The 23184-nt window shown below is 64.4% G+C and carries 23 protein-coding genes; 18 read left to right on the plus strand and 5 right to left on the minus strand.

Going from position 1 to position 23184, the window contains the following annotated elements; genetic code table 11:
* The first annotated feature begins 23 nt into the window (after positions 1-23).
* From frr to U6115_RS12490, 14 genes are read left to right on the plus strand one after another with little or no spacing between them, the layout of a single operon-like run.
* Positions 24-581 (plus strand): ribosome recycling factor, encoded by a 558-nt coding sequence (gene frr, locus U6115_RS12425; RefSeq protein ID WP_043572611.1) that lies wholly within the window; start codon positions 24-26, stop codon positions 579-581.
* A gap of 34 nt (positions 582-615) precedes the next feature.
* Positions 616-1347 (plus strand): isoprenyl transferase, encoded by a 732-nt coding sequence (locus tag U6115_RS12430; RefSeq protein ID WP_043572369.1) that lies wholly within the window; start codon positions 616-618, stop codon positions 1345-1347.
* A gap of 6 nt (positions 1348-1353) precedes the next feature.
* The gene (locus U6115_RS12435) at positions 1354-2160 is read left to right on the plus strand and encodes a phosphatidate cytidylyltransferase (protein WP_043572366.1); all 807 of its coding nucleotides are present in this window, start codon (positions 1354-1356) and stop codon (positions 2158-2160) included.
* A gap of 17 nt (positions 2161-2177) precedes the next feature.
* Complete coding sequence (ispC, locus tag U6115_RS12440; protein WP_043572363.1) at positions 2178-3362, plus strand: 1-deoxy-D-xylulose-5-phosphate reductoisomerase; 1185 nt, start codon at positions 2178-2180, stop codon at positions 3360-3362.
* On the plus strand, positions 3356-4699 hold the full coding sequence (gene rseP, locus U6115_RS12445; RefSeq protein ID WP_043572360.1) for an RIP metalloprotease RseP: 1344 nt from the start codon (positions 3356-3358) through the stop codon (positions 4697-4699). Before ispC ends, rseP begins: the two co-directional genes overlap by 7 nt.
* 9 nt (positions 4700-4708) lie before the next feature.
* Positions 4709-7021: an outer membrane protein assembly factor BamA gene (gene bamA, locus U6115_RS12450; protein WP_043572356.1), complete on the plus strand. Its 2313-nt coding sequence runs from the start codon at positions 4709-4711 to the stop codon at positions 7019-7021.
* A 21-nt stretch (positions 7022-7042) separates the two neighbouring features.
* The gene (locus tag U6115_RS12455) at positions 7043-7528 is read left to right on the plus strand and encodes an OmpH/Skp family outer membrane protein (RefSeq protein ID WP_043572353.1); all 486 of its coding nucleotides are present in this window, start codon (positions 7043-7045) and stop codon (positions 7526-7528) included.
* Between the two features lie 51 nt (positions 7529-7579).
* On the plus strand, positions 7580-8626 hold the full coding sequence (gene lpxD, locus U6115_RS12460) for a UDP-3-O-(3-hydroxymyristoyl)glucosamine N-acyltransferase (protein WP_043572350.1): 1047 nt from the start codon (positions 7580-7582) through the stop codon (positions 8624-8626).
* Complete coding sequence (gene fabZ, locus U6115_RS12465; RefSeq protein ID WP_043572347.1) at positions 8619-9071, plus strand: 3-hydroxyacyl-ACP dehydratase FabZ; 453 nt, start codon at positions 8619-8621, stop codon at positions 9069-9071. The genes lpxD and fabZ overlap by 8 nt, the downstream gene beginning before the upstream one ends.
* A 2-nt stretch (positions 9072-9073) precedes the next feature.
* Positions 9074-9850: an acyl-ACP--UDP-N-acetylglucosamine O-acyltransferase gene (gene lpxA / locus U6115_RS12470; RefSeq protein WP_043572344.1), complete on the plus strand. Its 777-nt coding sequence runs from the start codon at positions 9074-9076 to the stop codon at positions 9848-9850.
* A 5-nt stretch (positions 9851-9855) separates the two neighbouring features.
* On the plus strand, positions 9856-11028 hold the full coding sequence (gene lpxB, locus U6115_RS12475; protein WP_043572342.1) for a lipid-A-disaccharide synthase: 1173 nt from the start codon (positions 9856-9858) through the stop codon (positions 11026-11028).
* On the plus strand, positions 11019-11606 hold the full coding sequence (gene rnhB / locus U6115_RS12480) for a ribonuclease HII (protein WP_173427785.1): 588 nt from the start codon (positions 11019-11021) through the stop codon (positions 11604-11606). Before lpxB ends, rnhB begins: the two co-directional genes overlap by 10 nt.
* Positions 11607-11608: 2 nt before the next feature.
* A complete protein-coding gene (locus U6115_RS12485) occupies positions 11609-12118 on the plus strand; it encodes a DNA-deoxyinosine glycosylase (protein ID WP_043572340.1) in 510 nt (169 codons plus the stop codon).
* A 36-nt stretch (positions 12119-12154) separates the two neighbouring features.
* Positions 12155-12370 (plus strand): hypothetical protein, encoded by a 216-nt coding sequence (locus tag U6115_RS12490; RefSeq protein WP_043572338.1) that lies wholly within the window; start codon positions 12155-12157, stop codon positions 12368-12370.
* Positions 12371-12377: 7 nt separating this feature from the next.
* Here U6115_RS12490 and U6115_RS12495 read toward each other — a convergent pair whose 3' ends face one another.
* From U6115_RS12495 to U6115_RS12510, 4 genes are all read right to left on the minus strand, one after another.
* Complete coding sequence (locus tag U6115_RS12495; protein ID WP_052257913.1) at positions 12378-14576, minus strand: ATP-binding protein; 2199 nt, start codon at positions 14574-14576, stop codon at positions 12378-12380.
* Positions 14577-14579: 3 nt separating this feature from the next.
* Entirely contained in the window at positions 14580-15092 is a 513-nt protein-coding gene (locus tag U6115_RS12500) for a putative pterin-binding protein (RefSeq protein ID WP_043572335.1), read from the minus strand.
* A 24-nt stretch (positions 15093-15116) separates the two neighbouring features.
* Positions 15117-16322 (minus strand): EAL domain-containing response regulator, encoded by a 1206-nt coding sequence (locus tag U6115_RS12505; RefSeq protein ID WP_047237993.1) that lies wholly within the window; start codon positions 16320-16322, stop codon positions 15117-15119.
* 87 nt (positions 16323-16409) lie between these two features.
* The gene (locus tag U6115_RS12510) at positions 16410-16730 is read right to left on the minus strand and encodes a hypothetical protein (protein ID WP_043572332.1); all 321 of its coding nucleotides are present in this window, start codon (positions 16728-16730) and stop codon (positions 16410-16412) included.
* A 376-nt stretch (positions 16731-17106) separates the two neighbouring features.
* On the opposite strand from U6115_RS12510, the gene U6115_RS12515 reads away from it, so the two are divergent.
* The 4 genes from U6115_RS12515 to U6115_RS12530 all read left to right on the plus strand — a co-directional run bounded on the left by U6115_RS12515 (position 17107) and on the right by U6115_RS12530 (position 22644).
* Positions 17107-18711: an NAD(P)/FAD-dependent oxidoreductase gene (locus U6115_RS12515; RefSeq protein WP_043572329.1), complete on the plus strand. Its 1605-nt coding sequence runs from the start codon at positions 17107-17109 to the stop codon at positions 18709-18711.
* A 178-nt stretch (positions 18712-18889) separates the two neighbouring features.
* Entirely contained in the window at positions 18890-20923 is a 2034-nt protein-coding gene (locus U6115_RS12520) for a ferritin-like domain-containing protein (protein ID WP_043572326.1), read from the plus strand.
* A gap of 13 nt (positions 20924-20936) precedes the next feature.
* Positions 20937-21821, plus strand: a complete 885-nt coding sequence (gene bufB, locus U6115_RS12525; RefSeq protein ID WP_080770149.1) for an MNIO family bufferin maturase — start codon at positions 20937-20939, stop codon at positions 21819-21821.
* Positions 21799-22644, plus strand: a complete 846-nt coding sequence (locus U6115_RS12530; RefSeq protein WP_043572323.1) for an HvfC/BufC N-terminal domain-containing protein — start codon at positions 21799-21801, stop codon at positions 22642-22644. The genes bufB and U6115_RS12530 overlap by 23 nt, the downstream gene beginning before the upstream one ends.
* A gap of 71 nt (positions 22645-22715) precedes the next feature.
* Here the strand turns inward: U6115_RS12530 and U6115_RS12535 are convergent, their stop codons facing one another.
* Positions 22716-23153, minus strand: coding sequence for a cytidine deaminase (locus U6115_RS12535; protein ID WP_047249418.1), 438 nt, complete (start codon positions 23151-23153; stop codon positions 22716-22718).
* Positions 23154-23184: the final 31 nt, after the last annotated feature.

Consider the following 23184-nt stretch of genomic DNA (forward strand, 5'->3'; position numbering starts at 1 on the left):
TTGAAGTTTTGATGGGAGTGGACATGATTAACAACGTCAAGAAGTCGGCCGAACAAAAAATGCAAAAAACACTGGAATCGTTCAAAAACGATCTGTCCAAGGTTCGCACCGGCCGCGCCCATACCGGCATTCTGGATCATGTCATGGTTGATTATTACGGCAGCGACGTGCCGGTCAATCAAGTTGCCAACGTCACCCTGATCGACGCCCGCACCATCGGCGTCCAGGCTTGGGAAAAACCCATGGTGGCGAAGATCGAAAAAGCCATCCGCGATTCCGATCTGGGCCTGAATCCGGCTTCCATGGGCGAGATCATCCGCGTGCCGATGCCGATGCTGACCGAAGAGCGCCGCAAGGACCTGATCAAGGTGGTGCGCGCCGAGGCCGAAGGCGCCCGCGTGGCGGTGCGCAATGTCCGCCGCGATTCCAACACCGAATTCAAGAATCTGCTGAAGGACAAGTCCATCACCGAGGACGACGAGCGCCGCGGCCAGGACGAGATCCAGAAGCTGACCGACAAGTACACCGCCGAGATCGACAAGGCGCTGGCCGCAAAAGAAGCCGACCTGCTCGCAGTATAAGGGGCAGGCCTTGTTTTCCGGTTCTTTGAAACCAATGCCGGAGGGGCGCCAGCCGCCCCGGCATGTGGCCATCATCATGGATGGCAACGGCCGCTGGGCCAAGAAGCGGTTCCTGCCCAGGGTGGCCGGGCACAAGCGCGGGCTGGACGCCGTGCGCGAGGTGGTCGGCGCCTGCAAGGAAATGGGCGTCGGCTATCTGACTCTGTTCGCGTTTTCCACTGAGAACTGGCGCAGGCCGCAGGAGGAAGTGACCTTCCTGATGGACTTGTTCCTGCGCGCGCTGGAGCACGAGGTCAGCAAGCTGCACAGCAATAATATCCGCCTGCAGGTGCTGGGCTCGCGCGAGCGCTTCAGCGCGGAGCTGTCTGAGCGCATCGCGCGCGCCGAGGCGAAAACCGCCGACAACGACGGCTTGGTTCTGACCATCGCCGCCGATTACGGCGGTCGCTGGGATATCGTCAACGCGGTGAATCAACTGGTCGCGGAAGGCGTGGCGCCGATTACCGAAGAGGCGCTGACCAAGCGTCTGGCCATGTCCTGGGCGCCGGAGCCTGATCTGTTCATCCGCACCGGCGGCGAGCAGCGCATCAGCAATTTCCTGCTGTGGCAGTTGGCGTATTCGGAATTGTATTTCACCGATCTGCTTTGGCCCGATTTCGACCGCGCGGCGCTGGAGCAGGCGATTTCTTCCTATTGGCAGCGTGAACGGCGCTTTGGTCGCACCAGCGAGCAATTGCCGGAACATTTGCGCCGCGACACACCCTGACCATTCATGCTGAAAACGCGAATTCTGACCGCGCTGGCGCTGCTGCCCTTGATGCTGGCGGCGCTTTTCTTTTTTCCGGCCCCCATCTGGGCCGGCTTTTCCTGGCTGATCGTCGGGCTGGCGTTGTGGGAGTACTCCCGCATGGCCGGCATGGGCCGGCCGCAGCAGGCCTGTTACCTGGTTCTCTCTTCGCTGCTGGCCGCCGTTTGCTGGGCCATGGGCTGGAAGGCGGGGCCGCTGCTGCATGGCGTGGTGCTGGCGTTCTGGCTGGCGTTGATGCCGTGCTGGCTGGCGCGGCGCTGGACCATCCCGGGCGGCGCGCCGGCCTGGCTGTTGGGCTGGGTATTGATGCTGCCGGCCTGGTTTGCCTTCCTGGAGTGGCGCCCGCAGCCTAGCCGGCACGATGCTTTGGCCCTGCTGGCGGTGATGGGCCTGGTATGGGTGGCGGACATCGCCGCCTATTTTTCCGGCAAGGCGTTCGGCAAACGCAAGCTGGCGCCGGCCATCAGCCCCGGCAAGAGCTGGGAGGGCGTATATGGCGCCGTGATCTGCGTGGCGGTTTACGTCGCATTGGTGGATCATTTCGGCTGGCTGGACATCAAGCTGCCGCTGTGGGGGCTGTTGTTGCTGGCCTTGCCGCTGACGGCGGTGAGCGTGTGCGGCGATTTGCTTGAGTCGTGGTTCAAGCGCGCCGCGGGCGTCAAGGACAGCAGCCGTCTGCTGCCAGGCCATGGCGGCGTGTACGACCGCATCGACAGCCTGATCGCCGTGCTGGCGGTCAGCAATGCCCTGCGCGCGCTGGGCGGCATGTAATTCTGGAATCGATTCAAATGACCAAACCTCAGGGTATTGCCGTGCTGGGGGCGACCGGCAGCGTCGGCTGCAGCACGCTGGACGTGATCGCCCGGCATCCGGAGCGCTATCGGGTGGTGGCGCTGAGCGGCCATCGCCAGCTGGACAAGCTTTTCGAGCAGGCCAGCCGCTTCCGGCCGGATTACCTGGTTGTGGCCGATGCTGACGCCGCCGCGCAACTGGCGCTGCGACTGGAGCAGGCTGGCCTGCCGGGCGAGGTGCTGCATGGGCCTCAGGCGTTGGAGGAGATCGTCCGCCTGCCCGAGGTGGATGCCGTGATGGCGGCCATCGTCGGCGCGGCCGGCCTGCCTTCCGCGCTGGCGGCCGCCGGCGCCGGCAAGCGCATTCTGTTGGCCAACAAGGAATCGCTGGTGGTGGCGGGGCGCTTGTTCATGGACGCGGTGCGGCGCAGCGGCGCCGGCCTGTTGCCGGTCGATAGCGAGCACAGCGCGATTTTCCAGTCGCTGCCCGCTGACTATGCCGGCCAGCCTGCGCTGGCGGGCATCCGCAAAATCATTCTCACCGCCTCCGGCGGGCCATTCCGCGGCAAGAGCGCGGCCGAGCTGCTGGACGTGACGCCGGCCGACGCCTGCCGCCACCCCAACTGGAGCATGGGGCGCAAGATATCGGTCGACTCCGCATCCTTGATGAACAAGGGGCTGGAGGTGATAGAGGCGCATTGGCTGTTCGGCGTGCCGCCGGAGCAGATCGAGGTGGTGGTGCATCCGCAGAGCGTGATCCATTCGATGGTGCAGTACCGCGACGGCTCCGTGATCGCGCAGCTGGGCTCCCCCGACATGCGCACGCCGATCGCCTGCGCATTGGCGTGGCCGGAGCGCATCGACGCCGGCGTAGAACCGCTGGACTTCTTCTCGCTGTCCAGCCTGAGTTTCGAAAAGCCCGATCTGGCGAATTTCCCCTGCCTGCGGCTGGCCTTCGACGCGCTGGCGATGGGAGGCGACGCGCCGGCGGTGCTGAACGCCGCCAACGAGGTGGCGGTGGACGCCTTCCTGAACGGGCGGCTGCGCTTCGTCGACATTCCCAAGGTGGTATCCGAGACCTTGTCGGGAGTGGACCTGGCCGCCAGCGCAAGCCTGGACGCGCTGCTGGCGCGGGATGAGGATGCGCGGCGCTTCGCCCGCGGCAGGGTGGCGGCATGCTGACGCTCCTGGCTTTTTTGTTGGCCATCGGCCTGCTGGTGACTTTTCATGAGCTTGGCCATTATTGGGTCGCCAAGCTGTGCGGCGTGAAGGTGCTGCGCTTTTCCCTCGGTTTCGGCTCGCCCTTGCTGCGTTTTCGCCCGCGCGAAACCGAGTGGGTGGTGTGTCCGATCCCGCTGGGCGGCTATGTGAAGATGCTGGACGAGCGCGAGGGTTTCGTCGCGCCGTCCGAACGCGGCCGCGCCTTCAACAATCAGCATGTGCTCAAGCGCATGGCCATTGTGGCGGCGGGGCCGGCGGCCAATCTGCTGCTGGCGGTGCTGCTGTACTGGGGCGTGATCGCCCAGGGCGTGCCGCAGTTGAAGCCGCTGATCGGCACTGTGATCGGGCAGACGCCGGCGGCGGCGGCCGGCTTTCAGGAAGGCGAACGCATTCTGAGCGTAGCCGGGCAGCGGGTGTCCAGCTGGCAGGATGTCCGCCTGGCGCTGGTGGATGCGGCGATGTCGGGCGGCGCGGTGCCGGTGGTGGTGCAAAACGCTTCCGGCGCCAGCCGCGAGCGCCGCATCGACGCCCAACGTTTCGGCGACAAGGCGGCGCAGGCCTTGCAGCAGGGCGATCCGGGCCTGTCTCCGGCGCGCTTCCTGCCGGTGCTGGGCGCGCTGGAGGAAAACAGCGTGGCGGCGCGGGCCGGTCTCAAGACCGGCGACAAGCTGCTGGCAGTCAATGGGGTGATGCTGCGCAGCTGGGAGGAATGGGTGCAGATCGTGCGCAACAGTCCCGGCAAGGATTTGGCGCTGCGCATAGAACGCAAGGGGCAGGACATGGAAGTCAAACTGCGGCCGATGGCGGTGACGCAGGATGACGAGGTGGTGGGGCGGATCGGCGTGGGGCCGATGCCCGACCGCGCCTGGAACGACAAGCTGGGCTTCACTCTGCATTACGATGCGATGGGGGCCTTGCTGGCCGCGGCGACCAAGACCGGCGACACCGCCTGGATGAGCGTCAAGTTCCTTGGCAATATGTTGATCGGCCACGCTTCACTCGACAACCTGTCCGGCCCGCTGACCATCGCCAATGTCGCCGGCCAGACCGCGCGTGAAGGCTTGACGCCGTATCTGGAGTTCCTGGCGCTGATCAGCGTCAGCATCGGCATATTGAATCTGCTGCCCATACCGGTTCTGGATGGTGGGCACTTGATGTATTATGTCGCGGAGCTGGTTAGAGGTAAGCCCGTCAGCGAACGGGTGCAATTGCTCGGACAGAAAATTGGTTTCATATTGCTGGCGTCTTTGATGGCGTTCGCCATCCTGAATGATTTCAGCCGGCTATTTGGGGGTTAAAGCACACCTATGAAATTGAAGCGACTCGCAGCGGCCGTATTGGGCCTGTCCATGGCCTCCGTCGCCATGGCTGCTGACCCGTTTGTAATCAAGGATATCCGCGTTGAAGGCCTGCAGCGTACCGAGCCGGGCACGGTCTTCAACTATTTGCCGGTCAAGGTGGGAGACACCTTCACCGACGCCAAGGCGCAGGAGTCGATCAAGGCCCTGTTCAACACCGGCTTCTTCAACGATGTCCGGGTGGAAAGCCGCGGCGACACGCTGATCGTCACCGTCGCCGAGCGTCCGGTGATCACCCAGCTGAACATCAACGGCGCCAAGGAATTCAGCAAGGACCAGCTGAAGAAAGCGCTGAAGGACAACGGTTTCGCCGAATCGCTGATCTTCGACCAGGCGCTGCTGGACGGCGCGGTGCAGGAACTGAAGCGCCAATACTATAGCCGCGGCAAGTATTCGGTGGAAATCACCCCGTCGGTGACCAAGCTGGAGCGCAACCGCGTTTCGGTGACGCTGGACATCAACGAGGGCGTCACCGCCCGCATCAAGGAAATCCGCATCGTCGGGGCCAACGCCTTCGCCCAGTCGAAGCTGCTGGACGAATTCAGCCTGACCACCGGCGGCTGGCTGTCCTGGATCACCAAGGACGATCAATACTCGAAGCAGAAGCTGACCGGCGATCTGGAGAAGCTGAAAGCCTTCTACCAGAATCAGGGCTATATGGAGTTCGCGATCGATTCCTCGCAGGTGTCGATCAGTCCGGACAAGCAGGAAATGTATCTGGTGATCAACGTGCACGAGGGCAAGAAGTTCACCGTGTCCGACGTGCGCCTGGCCGGCGACCTGAAAGTGCCGGAAGCCGAGCTGCGCAAGCTGGTGCTGATCAAGAGCGGCGACACCTTCGACAACGAGAAAGTGACCGAGTCGGTCAAGGCGATCAGCGACCGCCTGGGCGTCGCCGGCTACGCCTTCGCCAACGTCAACGTGCTGCCGGACATCGATCACGACAAACAAACCGCCGCCTTCACCTTCTTCGTGGACCCGGGCCGCAAGACCTACGTCCGCCGCGTCAACGTGGCCGGCAACAGCAAGACCCGCGATGAAGTGATCCGCCGCGAGCTGCGCCAGCTGGAGGGCGCGCCGTACAACGCCGCCGACGTCAAGCGCAGCAAGGAAAGACTGGAGCTGCTGGGCTACTTCGAAGACGTCAACGTCGAAACGCCGGCGGTGTCCGACGCGCCGGACCAGGTCGACATGAACATCAGCCTGAAAGAGCGCTCCACCGGCAGCATTTCCGGCAGTTTGGGCTATGTGCAGGGCGAAGGCCTGGTGCTGGGCGCCAGCATTTCGCAGAGCAACATCTTCGGCTCCGGCAAGTACATGTCGCTGAGCATGTCCACCGGCCAGGTCAACAAGAATTACTCGCTGTCGTTCACCGACCCTTACTTCACGCCGGACGGCGTGAGCCTGGGTTATGACATTTATGACCGCGTCTACAACCCGGACGCCACGTCGATTTCGGCGTACAAGACCAGCACGGTCGGCGCGGATGTGCGTTTCGGGGTGCCAATCACTGAATATGATCGCATCAACTTCACGCTGGGCGCCGAAAAAACCGATATCACCACGTATGCGAACAGCCCGTCGCAATACATCGATTTCGTCAACAAATACGGCAACAGCAATTACACCGTTCTGGGCACGGTAGGCTGGGCGCGGGACACCCGCGACAGCGCGCTGTGGCCGACTCGCGGCGCCTCCATCAAGGTGAACGCCGACGCCGGCTTGCCTGGCGGCAGCATGCAGTACTACCGGCTGACTCATCAGCAGACCTGGTTCTTCCCGCTGTCCAAAGACTTCACCTTGATGCTGAATGGCGAGTTGGGCTATGCCGACGGTTATGGCAAGACCAAGCAGCTGCCGTTCTTCCAGAACTTCTACATGGGCGGCCTGGGCTCGGTGCGCGGCTATGATACCAGCAGCATCGGCCCGGTAGACGGCAGCGGCAACTTCATCGGCGGCAACCGCAAGGTGGTGGCCAATGCGGAAATCCTGTTCCCCTTCCCGGGGATGAAGGATAATAAATCGTTGCGGACCAGCCTGTTCTTCGATGCCGGCACTTTGTGGAACACCAGCTGGACCCCGGGTCCGAACGATCCGCAAACCGCCAGCAATGCCAGCAACGGCCTGCGCTATTCCGCCGGCTTGGCCTTGACTTGGCTGTCGCCGATGGGACCGATGAAATTCAGTATTGCCAATCCGCTGAAGAAAGAACCGAATGACAAGATCCAGCGCTTCCAATTCCAGTTGGGCGCTTCGTTCTAACCCGATTCTCAGGATGCAATCATGAAAGCATTGAAATGGTGGCTCGCGGTTTTGAGCGTGGCTGCCTTGCCGGTTCACGCTGCCGACTTCAAGCTGGGCTACATCAACGTTGAGCGCATCTACCGGGAGGCGGGCGCGTCCATCGCCATCTACAAGAAGCTGGACAAGGAGTTCGCCGACCGGCGCGAGGCGATGAAGCAGATGGAGGCGCGCGCCAAGGAGCTGGAAACCCTGCTAGGCAAAAACAGCCTGCAGCAGGAAGACCGCAAGCGTTACGAGCGCGAGTACGCGAGCCTGGACCGCGATTACCGCGCCAAGACGCGCGAATTGGCGGAAGATTACAATCAGCGCCGCAATGAGGAGTTCGCCGGGGTCACCGAGCGCGCCAATCGCCTGGTCAAGGAGATCGCCGCGCGCGAGCAGTATGATCTGATCCTGCAAGACGCGGTCTACATCAATCCCAAGTTCGATCTGACGCCGCAGGTGTTGAAAGAACTGGACAAGTAGTCGTCTCAACCGTCACCGGAGTAAGCCGACCCCCGGTCGGCTTTGTTTTTGATGTCCTATACACTTGCTTATATTGTTGAACAGCTGGGCGGCGAATTGCGCGGCGACGATCTGGCGGTCGTCAGGCTGGCTCCGCTGGAGCGGGCCGGGTCCGACGAGATCGCCTTCGTCGCGCACGCCAAGCTCCGCCGCCAGATGCTGGCGAGCGGCGCCGGCGCGCTGATCGTGACCGAAGCTCTGGCAGCCGAGCTGCAGGGCCGTTCGCTGATCGTGGCCGCCGATCCCTACCTGTATTTCGCCCGGCTGGCCAGCCTGTTCCACCCGCAAGCGCAGCCGCGCGCCGGCATCCATCCGCGCGCGGTGGTGGGCGAGGGCGCGCGCATCGCCGCCAGCAGCGAGATCGCCGCCAACGTCACCATCGGCGACCGGGTGGTCATCGGCGAGCGCTGCCGCCTGTTGCCGGGCGTGGTGGTGGGCGACGACTGCGTGATCGGCGACGATGTCACGCTGCATCCCAATGTCACGGTTTATCATGGCTGCGTGATCGGCAACCGAGTCGGCGTGCACTCCGGCAGCGTGATAGGCGCCGACGGCTTCGGCCTGGCCTGGGACAAGGACCACTGGTTCAAGATTCCGCAGACCGGCCGCGCGGTGCTGGAAGACGATGTCGAGATTGGCGCCAACACTACGGTGGACCGCGGCGCGATGGCTGACACCGTGATCCGCAAGGGCGCCAAGATAGACAATCTGGTGCAGATTGCCCACAACGTCGAAATCGGCGAGCATACCGCCATCGCGGGCTGCGTCGGCATCGCCGGCAGCGCCAAGATCGGCGCGCGCTGCACCGTCGGCGGCGCGGCGATGTTCGTCGGCCATATCGAAGTGGCCGACCGCACCCATATCGGCGGCGGCACCCTGGTGTCGAAGTCGATCAAGGAAGCGGGCAATTACGCCTCGTCCTACCCTTTGCAAAGCATGAAGGACTGGCTGTCCAACGCCGTCCACGTGCGTCATCTGGATGATTTCGCCAAGCGCGTCAAGCAGCTTGAGCGGGAACTGGAAACACTGAAAAAATCGAAGGAAGAACCTCATGAGTGAACACGCTGTCTCGATCGATGTCCGCGAGATCATGCGCTGCCTGCCGCATCGTTACCCGTTCCTGCTGGTTGACCGCGTCACCGAGCTGGAAGCCAACGTGCGCATCAAGGCGCTGAAGAACGTCACCATCAACGAGCCGTTCTTCGTCGGCCATTTCGAACAATATCCGGTGATGCCGGGCGTGCTGATCATCGAGGCGCTGGCGCAGGCCGCCGGCATCCTGGCGATCAAGAGCCAGGGCGAGCGCTCGGAGAATGAGTTGTACTTCTTCGTCGGCATCGACAATGCCCGCTTCAAGCGCCAGGTGGTGCCGGGCGACCAACTGGTGTTCGAAGTGACGCAGATGACCGTCAAGCGCGGCATCGGCAAGTACGCCGCGCGCGCGCTGGTGGACGGCCAGGTGGCTTGCGAGGCCGAAATCATGTGCGCCCGTCGCGAGGTGTGAGCATGGCTATTCATCCGACCGCCATTGTCGATCCCAAGGCGCAGATCGCCGACGATGTCGAAATCGGCGCTTACTCTATCATCGGCCCGAATGTCAGCATCGGCGCCGGCAGCTGGATCGGCCCGCACGTGGTGATCGAGGGCCACACCAGCATCGGCAAGAACAACCGCGTGTTCCAGTTCTGCTCGCTGGGCGCTATCCCGCAGGATTTGAAATACGCGGGCGAGCCGACGCGTCTGGAAATCGGCGACAACAATACCATCCGCGAATTCTGCACCTTCAACACCGGCACGGTGCAGGATGGCGGAATCACCCGCATCGGCAGCGATAATTGGATCATGGCCTACGTGCACATCGCGCACGATTGCCAGGTCGGCAACCACATTATCCTGGCCAATAATGCGACGCTGGCCGGCCATGTGCATCTCGGCGACTGGGTGTTCCTGGGCGGTTTCACCAGCGTGCACCAGTTCGTCATTGTCGGCGAGCATGCGATGACTGCTTTCGCCAGCGCCGTGGCGCAGGATATTCCTGCGTACGTGACGGCGCATGGCAACCGCGCGGTGCCTTCCGGCATCAATGCCGAGGGCATGAAGCGCCGAGGCTTCACGCCGGAGCAGATCCGCCGCGTGCGCAGCGCCTACAAGACGCTGTACCGCCAGGGCTTGAGCTACGATGAAGCCAAGGCAGCGATCCTGGCCGAGGCGGCCGAAGGGCACGTCGAGCTGGAGGCGTTCACCCGCTTCTTCGGACAATCGGCGCGAGGCATCATCCGCTAAGCCCTATGAGCGATCACTTGTTCAAGCGCAAGGGGGCCTTGAAGGTCGCCATGGTGGCCGGCGAGGCCTCTGGCGACCTTCTTGCCGCCCATCTGATGGATGCGTTGCGCGCCCATCGCAGCGATATCGAATTCGCCGGCATCGGCGGCCCCAGAATGGAAGCCCGCGGCTTTCACAGCATGGTGCCGCAGGAAAAGCTGGCGGTGCGGGGCTATTCCGAGGTGATCAAAAGCCTGCCGGAGTTGCTGCGCATCCGCCGCCAGCTGCGCGACCGCCTGTTGGCGGAAAGGCCGGATGTGTTCATCGGCGTGGACGCCCCCGATTTCAACCTGGCGCTGGAAGGCGCGTTGAAGAAGGGCGGCATTCCCACCGTGCATTACGTCAGCCCGTCAGTATGGGCCTGGCGGCCGGAGCGGGTGCAGAAGATAGGCAAGTCGGTGAACCACGTGCTGTGCCTGTTTCCGATGGAGCCGCCGCTGTACCGCCAGGCCGGCGTGCCGGTGACCTATGTCGGCCACCCGCTGGCCAGCGAAATCCCGCTTGATCCCGACAAGGACGCGATGCGTGAGCAGTTGGGCGTGCCGCTGCAGGTGCCGGTGTTCACGCTGATGCCCGGCAGCCGCAAGAGCGAGCTGGAATACATGGTGCCGGTATACTTGGACACCGCCCGCCTGCTGCTGCGCCAGTATCCGGACGCCCAGTTCCTGGTGCCGCTGGCCACCCGCGCCACGCTGGACCTGTTCGAGCAGATGCTGTACCGCTACAAGGCGCGCGATCTGCCGATCCGCAAGCTGTTCGGCCACGCGCAGATGGCCACCATCGCCAGCGACGTGGTGTTGGTGACCAGCGGCACCGCCACGCTGGAGGTGGCGCTGACCAAGCGACCGATGGTGATCAGCTACAAGCTGTCGGCGTTCACTTACCGCCTGGTCAAGCGCAAGATCAAGCTGCCTTATGTCGGCCTGCCCAATATCCTGTGCGGGCGCTTCGTGGTGCCGGAGCTGCTGCAAGGCCAGGCTACCCCGCAGAAGCTGGCCGAAGAGATGCAACGGCTGTACACCGACTCCGCGGCGCGCGCGGATATGGAAAAGGCGTTCACCGAGCTGCATCTGGCCTTGCGTCAGGACACCGCCACCCGCGCCGCGCGCGCGGTGCTGGAGGTGGCGCGATGCCATTGATTTGCGGCGTCGACGAGGCCGGCCGCGGGCCGCTGGCCGGCGCGGTGTTCGCCGCCGCGGTCATCCTGGATCCGGCCAAGCCCATCGCCGGGCTGGCCGACTCCAAGGTGCTGAGCGAGGCGAAGCGCGACGCATTGGCCGCCTGGATCAAGCGCGACGCGCTGGCCTGGTGCATCGCCAGCGCCAGCGTCGAAGAGATCGACAAGCTCAACATCCTGCATGCCACCATGCTGGCGATGACCCGCGCGGTGGAAGGCTTGTCGACGCGCCCGGACCTGGCGCAGATAGACGGCAACCGCGTGCCCAAGCATCTGCCGGTGCCGGGCGAGGCCATCGTCAAGGGCGATGCCAAGGTGGCGGCGATCTCCGCCGCCTCGATTCTGGCCAAAACCGCCCGCGACGCCGAGCTGGTGGCGCTGGACGCGCGGCACCCGCAGTACGGTTTCGCGCGCCACAAGGGGTATCCCACCGCCGAGCATCTGGCCGCCATCGAGCGCCATGGCGTGCTGGCGGAACACCGCAAAACCTTCGGGCCGGTCCGGTCCTGGCTGGCCAGCCACCAGGGCCAGCTATTCTGAGCATGGATACTCCGCTGAGCGCAGTGGAACAGAAACGCTGCTTCCCTCCCGTGGTCGACGCCAATACCCGCGTGTTGATACTGGGCTCGCTGCCGGGCGACGCTTCGCTGGCTGCCAGCCAGTATTACGCGCATCCGCGCAACCAGTTCTGGCGGCTGTTCGGCGCGCTGCTGGGGCGGGAGTTGCACGCGCTGCCTTACCCGGACAAGTTGTCGGCGTTGCAGGGGGCAGGCATAGGCTTGTGGGACGTGGTGGCCGAGGCAAGCCGCAAGGGCAGCCTGGATGCCGATCTGCGCGACGTCCGCCGCAACGATCTGAGCCGCTTGCTGGATAGCCTTCCCGGCCTTCGGGCGGTGGCCTTCAATGGCGCGACCGCCGCCAAAGCCGCGCCGCAACTGGCCGGCCGCAAGGAGGCTTGGCTCGCCTTGCCTTCGTCCAGCCCCGCGCATACCCTGGCCTTCGAGGCAAAACTTGCAGTCTGGCGGCAATTGGACCGATATTTACATTCCTGAGCCTGTGTTTTGCGGCACTTTGCGGGAGGGTAGCCGATGAGCCGATACTGCATCTGGTTTGTCACCGCCGACGACAGCGTGATGCGTCGGGCCGAGGTCGCCATCAATGGCGTCATCCATTGCCACCAGGTATTGGAAGAGATCGAAGCCCAGCTGGCGCTGGACTGCGGCCTCAGCCAGGTGATGATCGTCGACTGGAAACGGTTCGAGGTTCCCGAGGCTGACGGCGGCCGGTTGGCGCGCGTCGCCTGAGGCCTTGTTAGCCGGCGGCGCAGGCGAGATAGCCTTGCCGCACGCAGGCCTCCCGCGTGGCGCGGAATTGCGCCGCCAACTGGCCGATGATCCGCTCTGGCGCGCAGACGTCCTGCTGGGCTTCCTGCTCCAGTTCCTGGCAGCGCCGGGCTAGGCCGGAGAATCCCAGGGTCAGGGCGCCGCCCTTCAGGCTGTGGGCCAGATGGAACAACTGGTCGCGGTCGGGTGCTTGCCGGTTGGCTTCCAGCAGCCGCAGCGTGGATTCGTGGTTGGAGAAAAACTGGGTGGCCAGTTCGCGGTATTTGGCGGGCGACAGCAATTCGATGAAGCCGGCGATGGTTTTTTCGTCGAGCTCGGGCGCATCGTCGAGCGCAGCGACTGGCGCGGCCGGCGGCAAATGCCGCCGCAACGCCGCCAGCAGTTGATCGCCATCGACAGGTTTGGCCAGAAAGCCGTCCAGCCCTTGGCGCAGCGTCGTTTGCCGCGTTTCGGGGAAGGCATCGGCAGTCAGCGCCACGATGGCCATTCGCGGCGTCAGCGCCTCCTCGCGCAGGCGCCGGCTGGTCTCGATGCCGTCCATGCCCGGCATGTGCAAATCCATCAACACCAGGTCGAACGGCTGCTTTCTTGCGATTTCCAGCGCTTCCGGACCCGTGCCCGCCATCGTCGGCTGCTGGTTCATCCGCTCCAGCATCGCCTGGATGTATTTGCGATTGACCTCGTTGTCATCCACCACCAGCACGCGGCGGGGCGGGCCATCATCCAGCCGGAGCGGCGGGCTGGCCGCCTCTTCAGGCAACTGCGGCGCCTGGATGATTTTCAAGGGCAGGCTCAGCTGGAAGCAGCTGCCTTGCCCCAGGACGCTGGTGACCGAAATCTCGCCGCCCATCAGCGCGGCCAGGCTCTGGGAGATCTCCAAGCCCAGGCCGCTGCCGCCATACTGGCGCGCGGTGGAGCTATCCCCTTGTGAAAAACGCCTGAATAGTCGGGACAGCGTTTCCTTGCTCATGCCTACGCCAGTGTCGGTGACGATCAGCTGCAGATTGCACTGGTCCGCGCGCGCGCCAGGTGTGCAGGAGGCGTGGATGGCGACGCCGCCGCGCTCGGTGAACTTGACGGCGTTGCTCAGCAAATTGAGGAGGATCTGCCGCAGCCGGGTGGGATCGACCTCCACCCATTCCGGAATCGCGGTCGCCATGTCCAGGCTCAGCATCAGGCCCTTGGCCTGGGCCTGCGCGCTCATCAGTTTGGCGAGCTGCCGCAGCAGGTAGCTGAGATTGCAGGTGACCGGCGCCAGCTCCAGCTTGCCGGATTCCAGCTTGCTGGCGTCCAGCACATCGTTGAGCAGGAACAGCAGGTGTTTGGCGGACTCTTCCGCGGTGCGGATATAGCCGGCCTGGACCGGGTTGGGGGCTTCGCTGGCCAGCAGCGACAGCATGCCCAGCACGCCGTTGAGCGGGGTGCGGATTTCATGGCTCATATTGGCGAGGAAGACACTCTTGGCCAGGCTGCCGGCTTCGGCTTGCTTGCGCGCCTCCTCCAGCCGCGCGGTGAGGATTTCCAGCGTCTGGCGGCGCTTCTCCAATTGGCGCAACTGGCGGATGACGGTGAAGCCGAAGCCCAGCGCCAGCGCCCATTCGAAGCCCATCAGCCAGTTGCCGATGGCGATGTGCTGCTCCATCGCCCGGTTGCGCAGGTCGGAGCGTTCGGCCATGGCCTGGTTGGCGCTAAGCGACATGTCATGCAGGCCGTCGGCGAGGCTGGCCAACTGGCTGGCCAGCCTTTCCAGCGCCGCCGGATCCTGGAGCGCGCCGGGGCGGGAGAGCAGGGCGTCGCCCTGGCGGATGAAGCGGTCCAGCCGCGGCTGCATTGTCCGATACTCAGGCTGGTCCTGCAGCAGGCTTTGATACAGGCCGCTGCGGATGATGCCGACGCGGCTGACGAAAATGTCATAGCGCTGCTGCAGCTCCTCGGGATCGACGCGGCGGCGCTGCGCCTTTTGCAGCGCCGCTTGCAGGCGCAGTCCTTCGGTTTCCAGCTGGAAATACGCCCAGGTGACGTTGTCGTTCTGGTCGCGCAGCGCGCCGGCCAGCATCTCAGATTGACGGAACTGGATATAGGCGACGCCGATGAACACGCAGATCAAGGTGGCGCCGATCGCGATCAGCATCCGCCAATCCAGGCGCTGCCGTTTGAGGACGGACATGCCTTACTCCACCTGCAGGGTTTTCAGTTGCCAGGCCGAGCGGCTGTAATAGAGCTCCGAGCGCAGCTCCGGCTGGCTGTCGTAGGGATAGACGATGAATAGCGGGCCTTTGTCGCGCACCGGCATCGGTTTGCCGTTCAACAGCAAGGCCAGCACGATATTGAAGCGGGAGGCGTCTTCCAGCGGAATGTCGGTCTTGTAGTCGTTCAAGGCAATGGCCTTCAGCATCTTGCCCCTGGCGCCGACCAAGGCGAGCACGTCCTCCAGGTAGGGGCCGGTGAAGCGGCTGACGCCGGGCAGCCATGGCGTATGGGTGGCGATGGTGTGTTGCGGCAGCTTGCCGAGCATGGACATGTCGAACACCGCGTCATTGTCGTGGTTTTTGTTGCTGATCTGGCCGCTGATGGTCAGCACCACTTTGCCGGCGGGCTTCTCCAGCATGGCTTCGCCTTGAGCGCGCGGCGCGGCGGAAAACAGGAGCGGGATCGATATCAGGAGAACGCGCAGCGTACGCATGGTAAGGCTCCTTGATGATGGGGATTAAGCGGGGCCGGCATCGGCGGCCGGCGGCAGCGGGAAGCTTCCCTGGTGCTTCAACAGCCAGCGGCGAAAGCTTTCCGCATCGACCGGCGGGGAAATGTACGAGCCCTGCACCATTTCCACGTCCAGGTCTCGGCATAGTTGCCATTCGGCGAAAGAGGCGACGCCCTCGGCCACCACCTTCAGGCCTAGCTGGCGCCCCAGTTCGGCGCTGGCGCGCAGGATGGACATATTGGTGGGGTTCTGCAGCGCGTCGATGACGAAGCCTTTGTCTATTTTCAGCTCGGTGAACGGGATGCGGGACAGACGGTCCATGCTGGCGAATCCGGTGCCGAAATCGTCTATCGACAGTCCGGCGCCCTTCAGCCGCAGGCGCGACAGCACTTCCAGTGCCCGGGTTGGATTGGCCATCAGGCCGCTTTCGGTGACTTCCACCGTCAGCCGCGACATGGGAAAGCCATTGTTGCGCAAGATGGCCTCGAATTCGGCGACCAAGCTGGTTTCGCTCAGCGAGGCCATCGACAGGTTGATCGACATGTGGAGCGGCGGATCTGGCGGCAGCTTGGCCACGATCTGTGCGGCATCGTCCAGCAGGCGCTTGGTGAGATCCGTGATCAGGCCGGAAGTCTCCGCTAGTTCGATGAACTGGAGCGGGCTGGTGAGCCCGAGACGGGGGTGCTGCCAGCGCGCCAGCACTTCGACTGAGCGGACCACTCCCGACGCCATTTCCACTTGCGGCTGGAAAAAGGGGCGGAACTCGCCTTTTTCGATGCCGGTGCGCAAATCGTCTTCCGAGGGGTGGCTGATATTGCCGGGTCGGCGGATGCTAGGCGGCGGCTGGCTCAGTAGCGCCTGCAGGTGCTGGTGGTTGATGGGTTTGGGCAGCAGGCCGGCCAGCCACAGGTCGTACAGGCGCGCGAGTTCGGCTACCGATTCGAGCACGCGCTCGTCGAAGCCGCTGGAAATCAGCAGCTTGCCTTGATAGCCGCGCTCGCCCAGATGGCGGACGAATTCGATGCCGTCCATCCGCGGCATGTCCAGGTCGCAGAAAATCACGTCGAACAACCGGTCGCCGGCGTCCAGCTGGATCAGCGCGTCTATGCCGTCGTTAGCTACCGCGATATTGTCATGGCCGAGCCGGCGCAACACCATCAGCAGGAATTGCTGAGATACGGCATCGTCATCCACGATCAGTATCTGGTGCATTGCCTCTCCTCGGCGGAAGCGTCCGGTTGCAAGCGCGCGCTCTGCATTATAGCGGGCATTGCGCGGGAGTCCTCCGAGGGAGAGAGGTCAGGCTGCCTGGCCTATGTCCAATTGACAGATCTTGCCGTTGGCGTCGAGGCGGAACTTGAAACAGGCGTCGAAGTCGCCCCAGCGGTCGCTGTGGAAGGCGCCGTAGATGTCCAGCCCCTGGTTTTCCACGCGGTCGATGCGGGTGAAGCGCTCGTGGCCCATGGCATGTTCGCTGAATTTGTGGAAGTTGGCGGGCAGGCCGTCGTCGGTTAGGGTCGCGTCGGGGACGAATTGCTCCAGCCAGATGATTTCGTTGCCTTGCTGCAACGCTTCTATCGCCAGCCGCACCACCGGCTGGGTGAGCATGTCCAGATCCATGAGGTTCTCCTTGGTGCAAAACTTCCCGCTCGCCTTGACCTTTTCTGGCAAAGGCCGCGCGCATGGCGATGTCGCCTTGTTGCCGCCGCGGCGGGCGCGTCAAAATCGCAGCGGTCCCGATCACTTGCAGCTTGATGTCCAGCCGGCACTGTCTGGAGCCGTGCGGCTTGGATGGCCACGTCACCGCGCCGGCGGCAAACGGGGATGCCGCAGGCGCAAGGCATGCGGCGCCGCGGCCCACATAGAGCCACAGTACGCTATAGCCAAGGCGCGGGTGAATTGCAATCGCAGGCTGGGCCATGGCCGTGCTCGCTGGGCGGTTTGCCGTTACAATGGCGCCTCGTTGAATAGACACCAACCTGGTACTGGATTTTTTATGTTGCGTATTTCCGAACTGAAACTGCCGCTGGATCACTCTCCGGAGGAGTTGGCGGCTGCCGTTGCCGGCTTTTTGAAGATCGCGGCCGGTGACGTTCGCGGCTTTACCGTGTTCAAGCGCAGCTACGACGCGCGCAAGGGCGTGATGAGCCTGGTTTACATCATCGACGTCGATGCGGTCGATGAAGACAAGCTGTTCGCCCGTTTCAAGGGCGACCGCCGGGTGATGCCCACTCCGGACACCGATTACTACTATGTCGGCCAGGCGCCGGCCGAGCTGAAACAGCGGCCGCTGGTGGTCGGCTTCGGTCCCTGCGGCATTTTCGCCGCGCTGATCCTGGCCCAGATGGGCTTCAAGCCCATTGTGCTGGAGCGCGGCAAGGAAGTGCGTCAGCGCACCAAGGACACCTGGGGCCTGTGGCGCAAGAGCGAACTCAATACCGAATCCAACGTGCAATACGGCGAAGGCGGCGCCGGCACCTTCTCCGACGGCAAGCTGTACAGCCAGATCAAGGATCCCCGCCATCTGGGCCGCAAGGTGCTGACCGAATTCGTCAAGGCCGGCGCGCCGGAGGAAATCCTCTACTTGGCCCGCCCGCACATCGGCACCTTCCGTCTGGTTTCCATGGTGGAGAACATGCGCGCCGACATCATCGCGCTGGGCGGCGAGATCCGCTTTGAGCAGCGCGTGGACGATCTGATCCTGGATGGCGACCGCGTGCGCGGCGTGAAGTTGGCCGACGGCGGCGAGATTTTCAGCGATCACGTGGTGCTGGCGCTGGGCCACAGCGCGCGCGACACCTTCCAGATGCTGGAGAAACGCGGCGTTTATATGGAAGCCAAGCCGTTCTCCATCGGCGTGCGCATCGAGCATCCGCAATCGCTGATCGACGCGGCGCGCTGGGGCAAATACGCCGGCCACCCGCTTTTGGGCGCGGCGGACTACAAGCTGGTGCACCACGCCGCCAACGGCCGCGCGGTGTACAGCTTCTGCATGTGCCCGGGCGGCACCGTGGTGGCGGCCACTTCGGAAGAGAAGCGCGTGGTCACCAACGGCATGAGCCAGTACTCGCGCAACGAGCGCAACGCCAACTCCGGCTTCGTGGTCAGCATTTCGCCGGAGGTGGACTACCCGGGCGGCCCGCTGGCGGGCCTGGATTTCCAGCGCGAACTGGAAAGCAAGGCGTATGAGCTGGGCGGCGGCGACTACTTCGCCCCGGCGCAATTGCTGGGCGACTTCATGGCCGGCAAGGCGTCCACCAAGCTGGGCGAGGTGGAGCCGTCGTACAAGCCGGGCGTGACCATGACCGACCTCGCGCGCATCCTGCCGGACTTCTGCGTGGAGGCGATGCGCGAGGCGATTCCGCATTTCGCGCGCCAGATCCGCGGCTACGACCTCAACGACGCGGTGCTGACCGGCCTGGAAACCCGCACCAGCTCGCCGCTGCGCATCACCCGCGGCGAAGACCTGCAGAGCCTGAACATCAAAGGCCTGTTCCCGGCGGGCGAGGGCGCCGGTTACGCCGGCGGCATCCTGTCGGCCGGCGTGGACGGCATCAAGATCGCCGAGGCGGTCGCGCAGGCGATCCTGGCAGGCCGCTGAGGCAGTTTGCCGCCGCGAAGCCTCTGAAACCCGCCGGTTTGCCGGCGGGTTTTTCACGGCCGCTCTTAAGTACTATTTCTTAGTCCCGCGCATATGCGCTTTCTCCGTGCATCCGGACTCCTAAGGTTATAAGGCAGCACCCCAGCCTTGCGCCTCGCGCGCTTTTTAGGAGGATGAGATGGAAATTCCTGTTCTCGGCGCCAGTTTGAATCGAATCACCGATCGCAGCCTGAACGAGTTGGAAAGCGACAAGTCGGCGGCCCGCGCCATCATTCAGGCTGCGGTCAGCGTGGAGTTGTTCACCATCCCGCTGTACATGACCACCATGTACTCCATTCAGGGCACCCACCAGATCAACAGCAAGAACCTGGATTATTATCGCGGCCGCCAATGGCCGGGCTCCGCGCCCGTCAGCCAGCCGCGCAACAGCAACGAGCGCGCGTTCAATGTCATTTTCAGCGTGTTCATCCAGGAAATGCTGCATCTGCAGATGGCGGCCAACCTGGCCACGGCGATGGGCGTGCAGCCCGACTTCACGCCGCCGGGACTGGTGGACCAGCGGCTGGGCTGGATCTGCTACGGGCCGCAGCAGTCGATGCTGCCGCATATCATCGACCTGCGCGATACCAGCACCTACAACAAGGTGCGGGTCAATCTGGAGGCCTTGAACGAAAACCAGATCGAATTGTTCCGCGCTATCGAGCAGCCGGAAGGCGCGGCGCGGGCCGAGCTGGCCAAGCAGCCGCCGCCGGTGCAGGCCAAATATTTCCCGCAGGTGCCTTTCGCCGGCTGGAAGCCGGACATGGGGGTGCAGAACCTGCCGCTGTTCGGCACCATAGGCTGGATGTACGAGTGCCTGGCCCAATATGTCAGCATCGAATACGCCAGCGGCAAGTCGCTGTGGGACTACCTGACCAGCGCAGACCAGCCAGGGGTGACGGCAGGGGCGAATTCGGTACAGCAGGATTTGTTCAATGCCCAGGGCGGCGGCCACCCGATGCGGGAATTTCCGCAGTTGTCGACGCTGTTCGTCCCGGAAGACTTCAGCGGCAAGGATCGCTCGTTCAACAAGGTCATCGACATGATGGCGGCCATCACCGATCAGGGCGAGGGCGCGCAGATTAGCCTCAGCCGCTATCGCCGCGGCGGCATGCTGCAAGAAGTGAAGGAGCCCTACCGCGAGGACCGCAAGGCGCTGGAGGTGGACTATCCGTCCTACGACGGCGCCGGCAAGCCGGTGCCGTCGGCCGATGCCGCCGCGCGCTGCGACAGCGCCGCCTGGACCCACTACGAGCGTTTCGCCGAACTGTACGCGTTGCTGCGGCAGGTGGAAACCTGGGAGCAATGGCATGCCAAAGGCAATCGCTGGACGGCGGACATGCTGAAAAATCCGGCGTACGACCCGGCCATCGCGCCGAAGAACATCCCGTCTCCGAGCCAAGTGGCCGACGCGCTGAACACGCTGAAGCAGGACCCGTCGATGTTCCGGGTGCTGAGCTTCGTATCGGCGGGCGCCATCGCCGGCGTCACCACGGTGTTGAACACCTACTGGCAGAAGCCGCAGACCACTTTTCCATATCCTTCCATGGTGGGTTCGGGCGACCGCGTTTCCTTGTGCTGGGCGGCTTTGGGCAAGGCGCCCAATCTGGCGCTGGGCGTCGGGCAGCGCGAAGCCGGCAAGCTGTACCACGCATGCCAGGGCATGAATCTGGACGGCTCAAGCGGGGAAACCTGCGCGGCGATCGAGGTTTACCACACCTGCCGCGGCTCCAACAGCTGCAAGGCGGAAGGCGGCTGCGGCTTTGTGCAGAGCGACAAGGGCGGCGGCTCCTGTTCGGCGATGCGCCGGGCCGCGCCGAATCTGAACGCGGCCGCCGGCGCGCAGTGCTGCATGCCGCCGGGGCCAACCCCGCCCACGGATGCCTTCAGCGCGCCAAGCGACAACAAGTGCGCCAGCTTCGGCGGCTGCGCGGTGCCGATTTCGGCGTCGCAATTGTTCCCTAGCCAGGGCACGATGCTGCTGTACAAATTCGTCGGACCGACGCATGCCAGCGAGCCGTTGCCGAAGACGCTGGATTTCGCCGTCGGCGAATCGGTATACGACAAGGCCTGGCAAGCCTATCGCGAAGTGATGGCCGCCAGCGGCGGCAAACCTGCCGGCGATCCGCCGACGCCTACGCCGCTGCGGGTGGCCCTGCCGCCCTCGACCTGAAAAGGAGCGCGATGTGACCTTGCCCCGTTTGGGTTTGCCGAACCTGGGCTTCGGCGTCGGCTTGCGCAATGTGCATTTCCAGCACCTTGCCGAGCACGGCGCCGGCGTCGACTGGTTCGAGATCATCAGCGAGAACTTCATCGGCCACCGCGGCTACGCCCGGCACATGCTGGACCAGCTGCGGCGGCAGGTTCCCATCGTCATGCATGGGGTGTCGCTGTCGATAGGCGGCAGCGACCCGCTGAACCGGGGCTATCTGGAACAACTGCGCCGGCTGGCCGATGAGTTGCGGCCGGCGTGGTTGTCCGACCACCTGTGCTGGACCGGCGTGGCGTCGGTCAATTCCCACGACCTGCTGCCGATGCCGTTGACCGAGGAAAGCTATCGCCATGTGCGGGACCGCGTGCTGCAGGTCCAGGACTTTTTGGGCCGCCCGCTGGTGCTGGAAAATCCCAGCAGCTATCTGCAGTTTTCCCACTCCACGATGCCGGAATGGGCGTTTTTGTCCCGGCTGGCCGAGGCATGCGGCTGCGGCCTGCTGCTGGACGTCAACAACGTCTACGTTTCCGGCTACAACCACGGCTTCGATCCGGAGCACTATATCCGCGAGCTGCCGGCCGACCATATCGTGCAAATCCACCTGGCGGGGCCGAGCGACTGCGGCGATTGCCTGATCGATACCCACGACCATCCGGTGCCGGAGCGCGTCTGGCAGCTCTACCTCTTGGCGCAGCGGCTTTGCGGCGGCGTCAGCACGCTGCTGGAGTGGGATGCCGACATTCCGCCGTATCCGGAGCTGCTGGAGGAATTGGACAAGGCCAGGCGCTTGCTGGCCGAATACGCGCCGCAGGCGCTGCCGGGAGGAAAGGAAAGCCATGAGCCGGCCTGCCTTGCTTGACAGCCAGATGTGGCTGTTGACGGCGATGACGGCCGGCGGCGCGCTGGAGCAGGGCCTGGCGCTGGCGCGGTCCCGCTGCGGGCTGGGCGAAGACCTGGTGGCCGAGCCGCCGCGCGGCAAGCGGCGCGATCGCATCGGCGTATATCAGCATGGCTATTGGGCGCGGCTGCTGGAGTGCCTGCGCGCCGACTATCCGATGCTGCTCGTCTTGCTGGGCCAGCCCTTGTTCGACCTGCTGGCGCGCGGCTACATCGCGTCGCGGCCATCGCGCTCGCCGTCGCTGCATGACTTGGGCGCGGATTTCGCCGATTTTCTGGCGGCCAGCCAGCCAGACCCGGACGCGGCGGAGTGCCGGCTGCCGGTGGAGCTGGCGCGGCTGGAGCGGGCCCATGCCGAGATAGGCCGGGCGGAAGGCGTGGAGGGCGCGCCGCCGCCGCCATTCGACGACTGGCTGGTCCTGCTGGGCGCGGAGAGTCCGTTGGCCGGCATGGCGCTGCCGGACAGCGTGCGGCTGCTGAAAACCAGTCTGCCGCTCCTGGCCTGCTGGCATGAGCTGCAGCGCGGACAGCGACCGGCGGTGCCGGCATTGGCGGAAGGGCGCTTGGCGCTGGCGCGGCGGCAATGGCGAGTGAGCGCGCACGAGCTGGAGCCGTGGCAATTCGAGTTGCTGCAGGCTATGGCGCGGCTGGGCGGCGGCGAAAAGGCTTTGTCCGAGGCGGCCGAGCAAGCCGGCGTAGAGGCGGCCTGGCTGCGCGCCCGGGCCGCCGCTTGGCTGCCGACGGCGCAGGACTTGGGGCTGGTGCGCCGCCGCGAGGCGGTTTGAGCCGGCGCGGACAAAAAGAAAGCGGAAGCGCTAGGCTTCCGCTGGCGTGGCGGGCAAGGACGGGCGGCGCTTCAGCCGGCGGCGTCCTGCAGATTTTTAGGGCCAAAGGCTCCGGGCAGCAGCGCGTCCAGCGTGGCGTCTATCACGTCGCCGCCGTCGCAGATCGCGCGTACCCGCATCGTCGGCCCGAACTCATTCAGCACCTGGCGGCAGGCGCCGCAGGGCGGGGTGGGCGTCGCGGTGGGAGTGTAGATGCAGACCGCCACCACCTCGCGCATGCCGTGGTTGACGCGGGCCGAGTACACCGCGGTGCGTTCCGCGCAGTTGCCCAGGCTGTATGAGGCGTTTTCCACATTGCAGCCGATGTGGATCTTGCCGGCGCCGTCGAGAATGGCGGCGCCGACGGAAAACTTGCTGTATGGCGCGTAGGCTTGGCTGGCCGCCTGCCGGGCGGCGGTTTCCAGTTCGGCCCATTGTGCCTTGCTGGGTGCTTGTTGATTGCTGGTCATGCTGCCTCCATAAAACCAGGTCGGCGACGGA

It is taken from the genome of Chromobacterium subtsugae, assembly GCF_035919665.1.
GTDB lineage: Bacteria > Pseudomonadota > Gammaproteobacteria > Burkholderiales > Chromobacteriaceae > Chromobacterium > Chromobacterium subtsugae.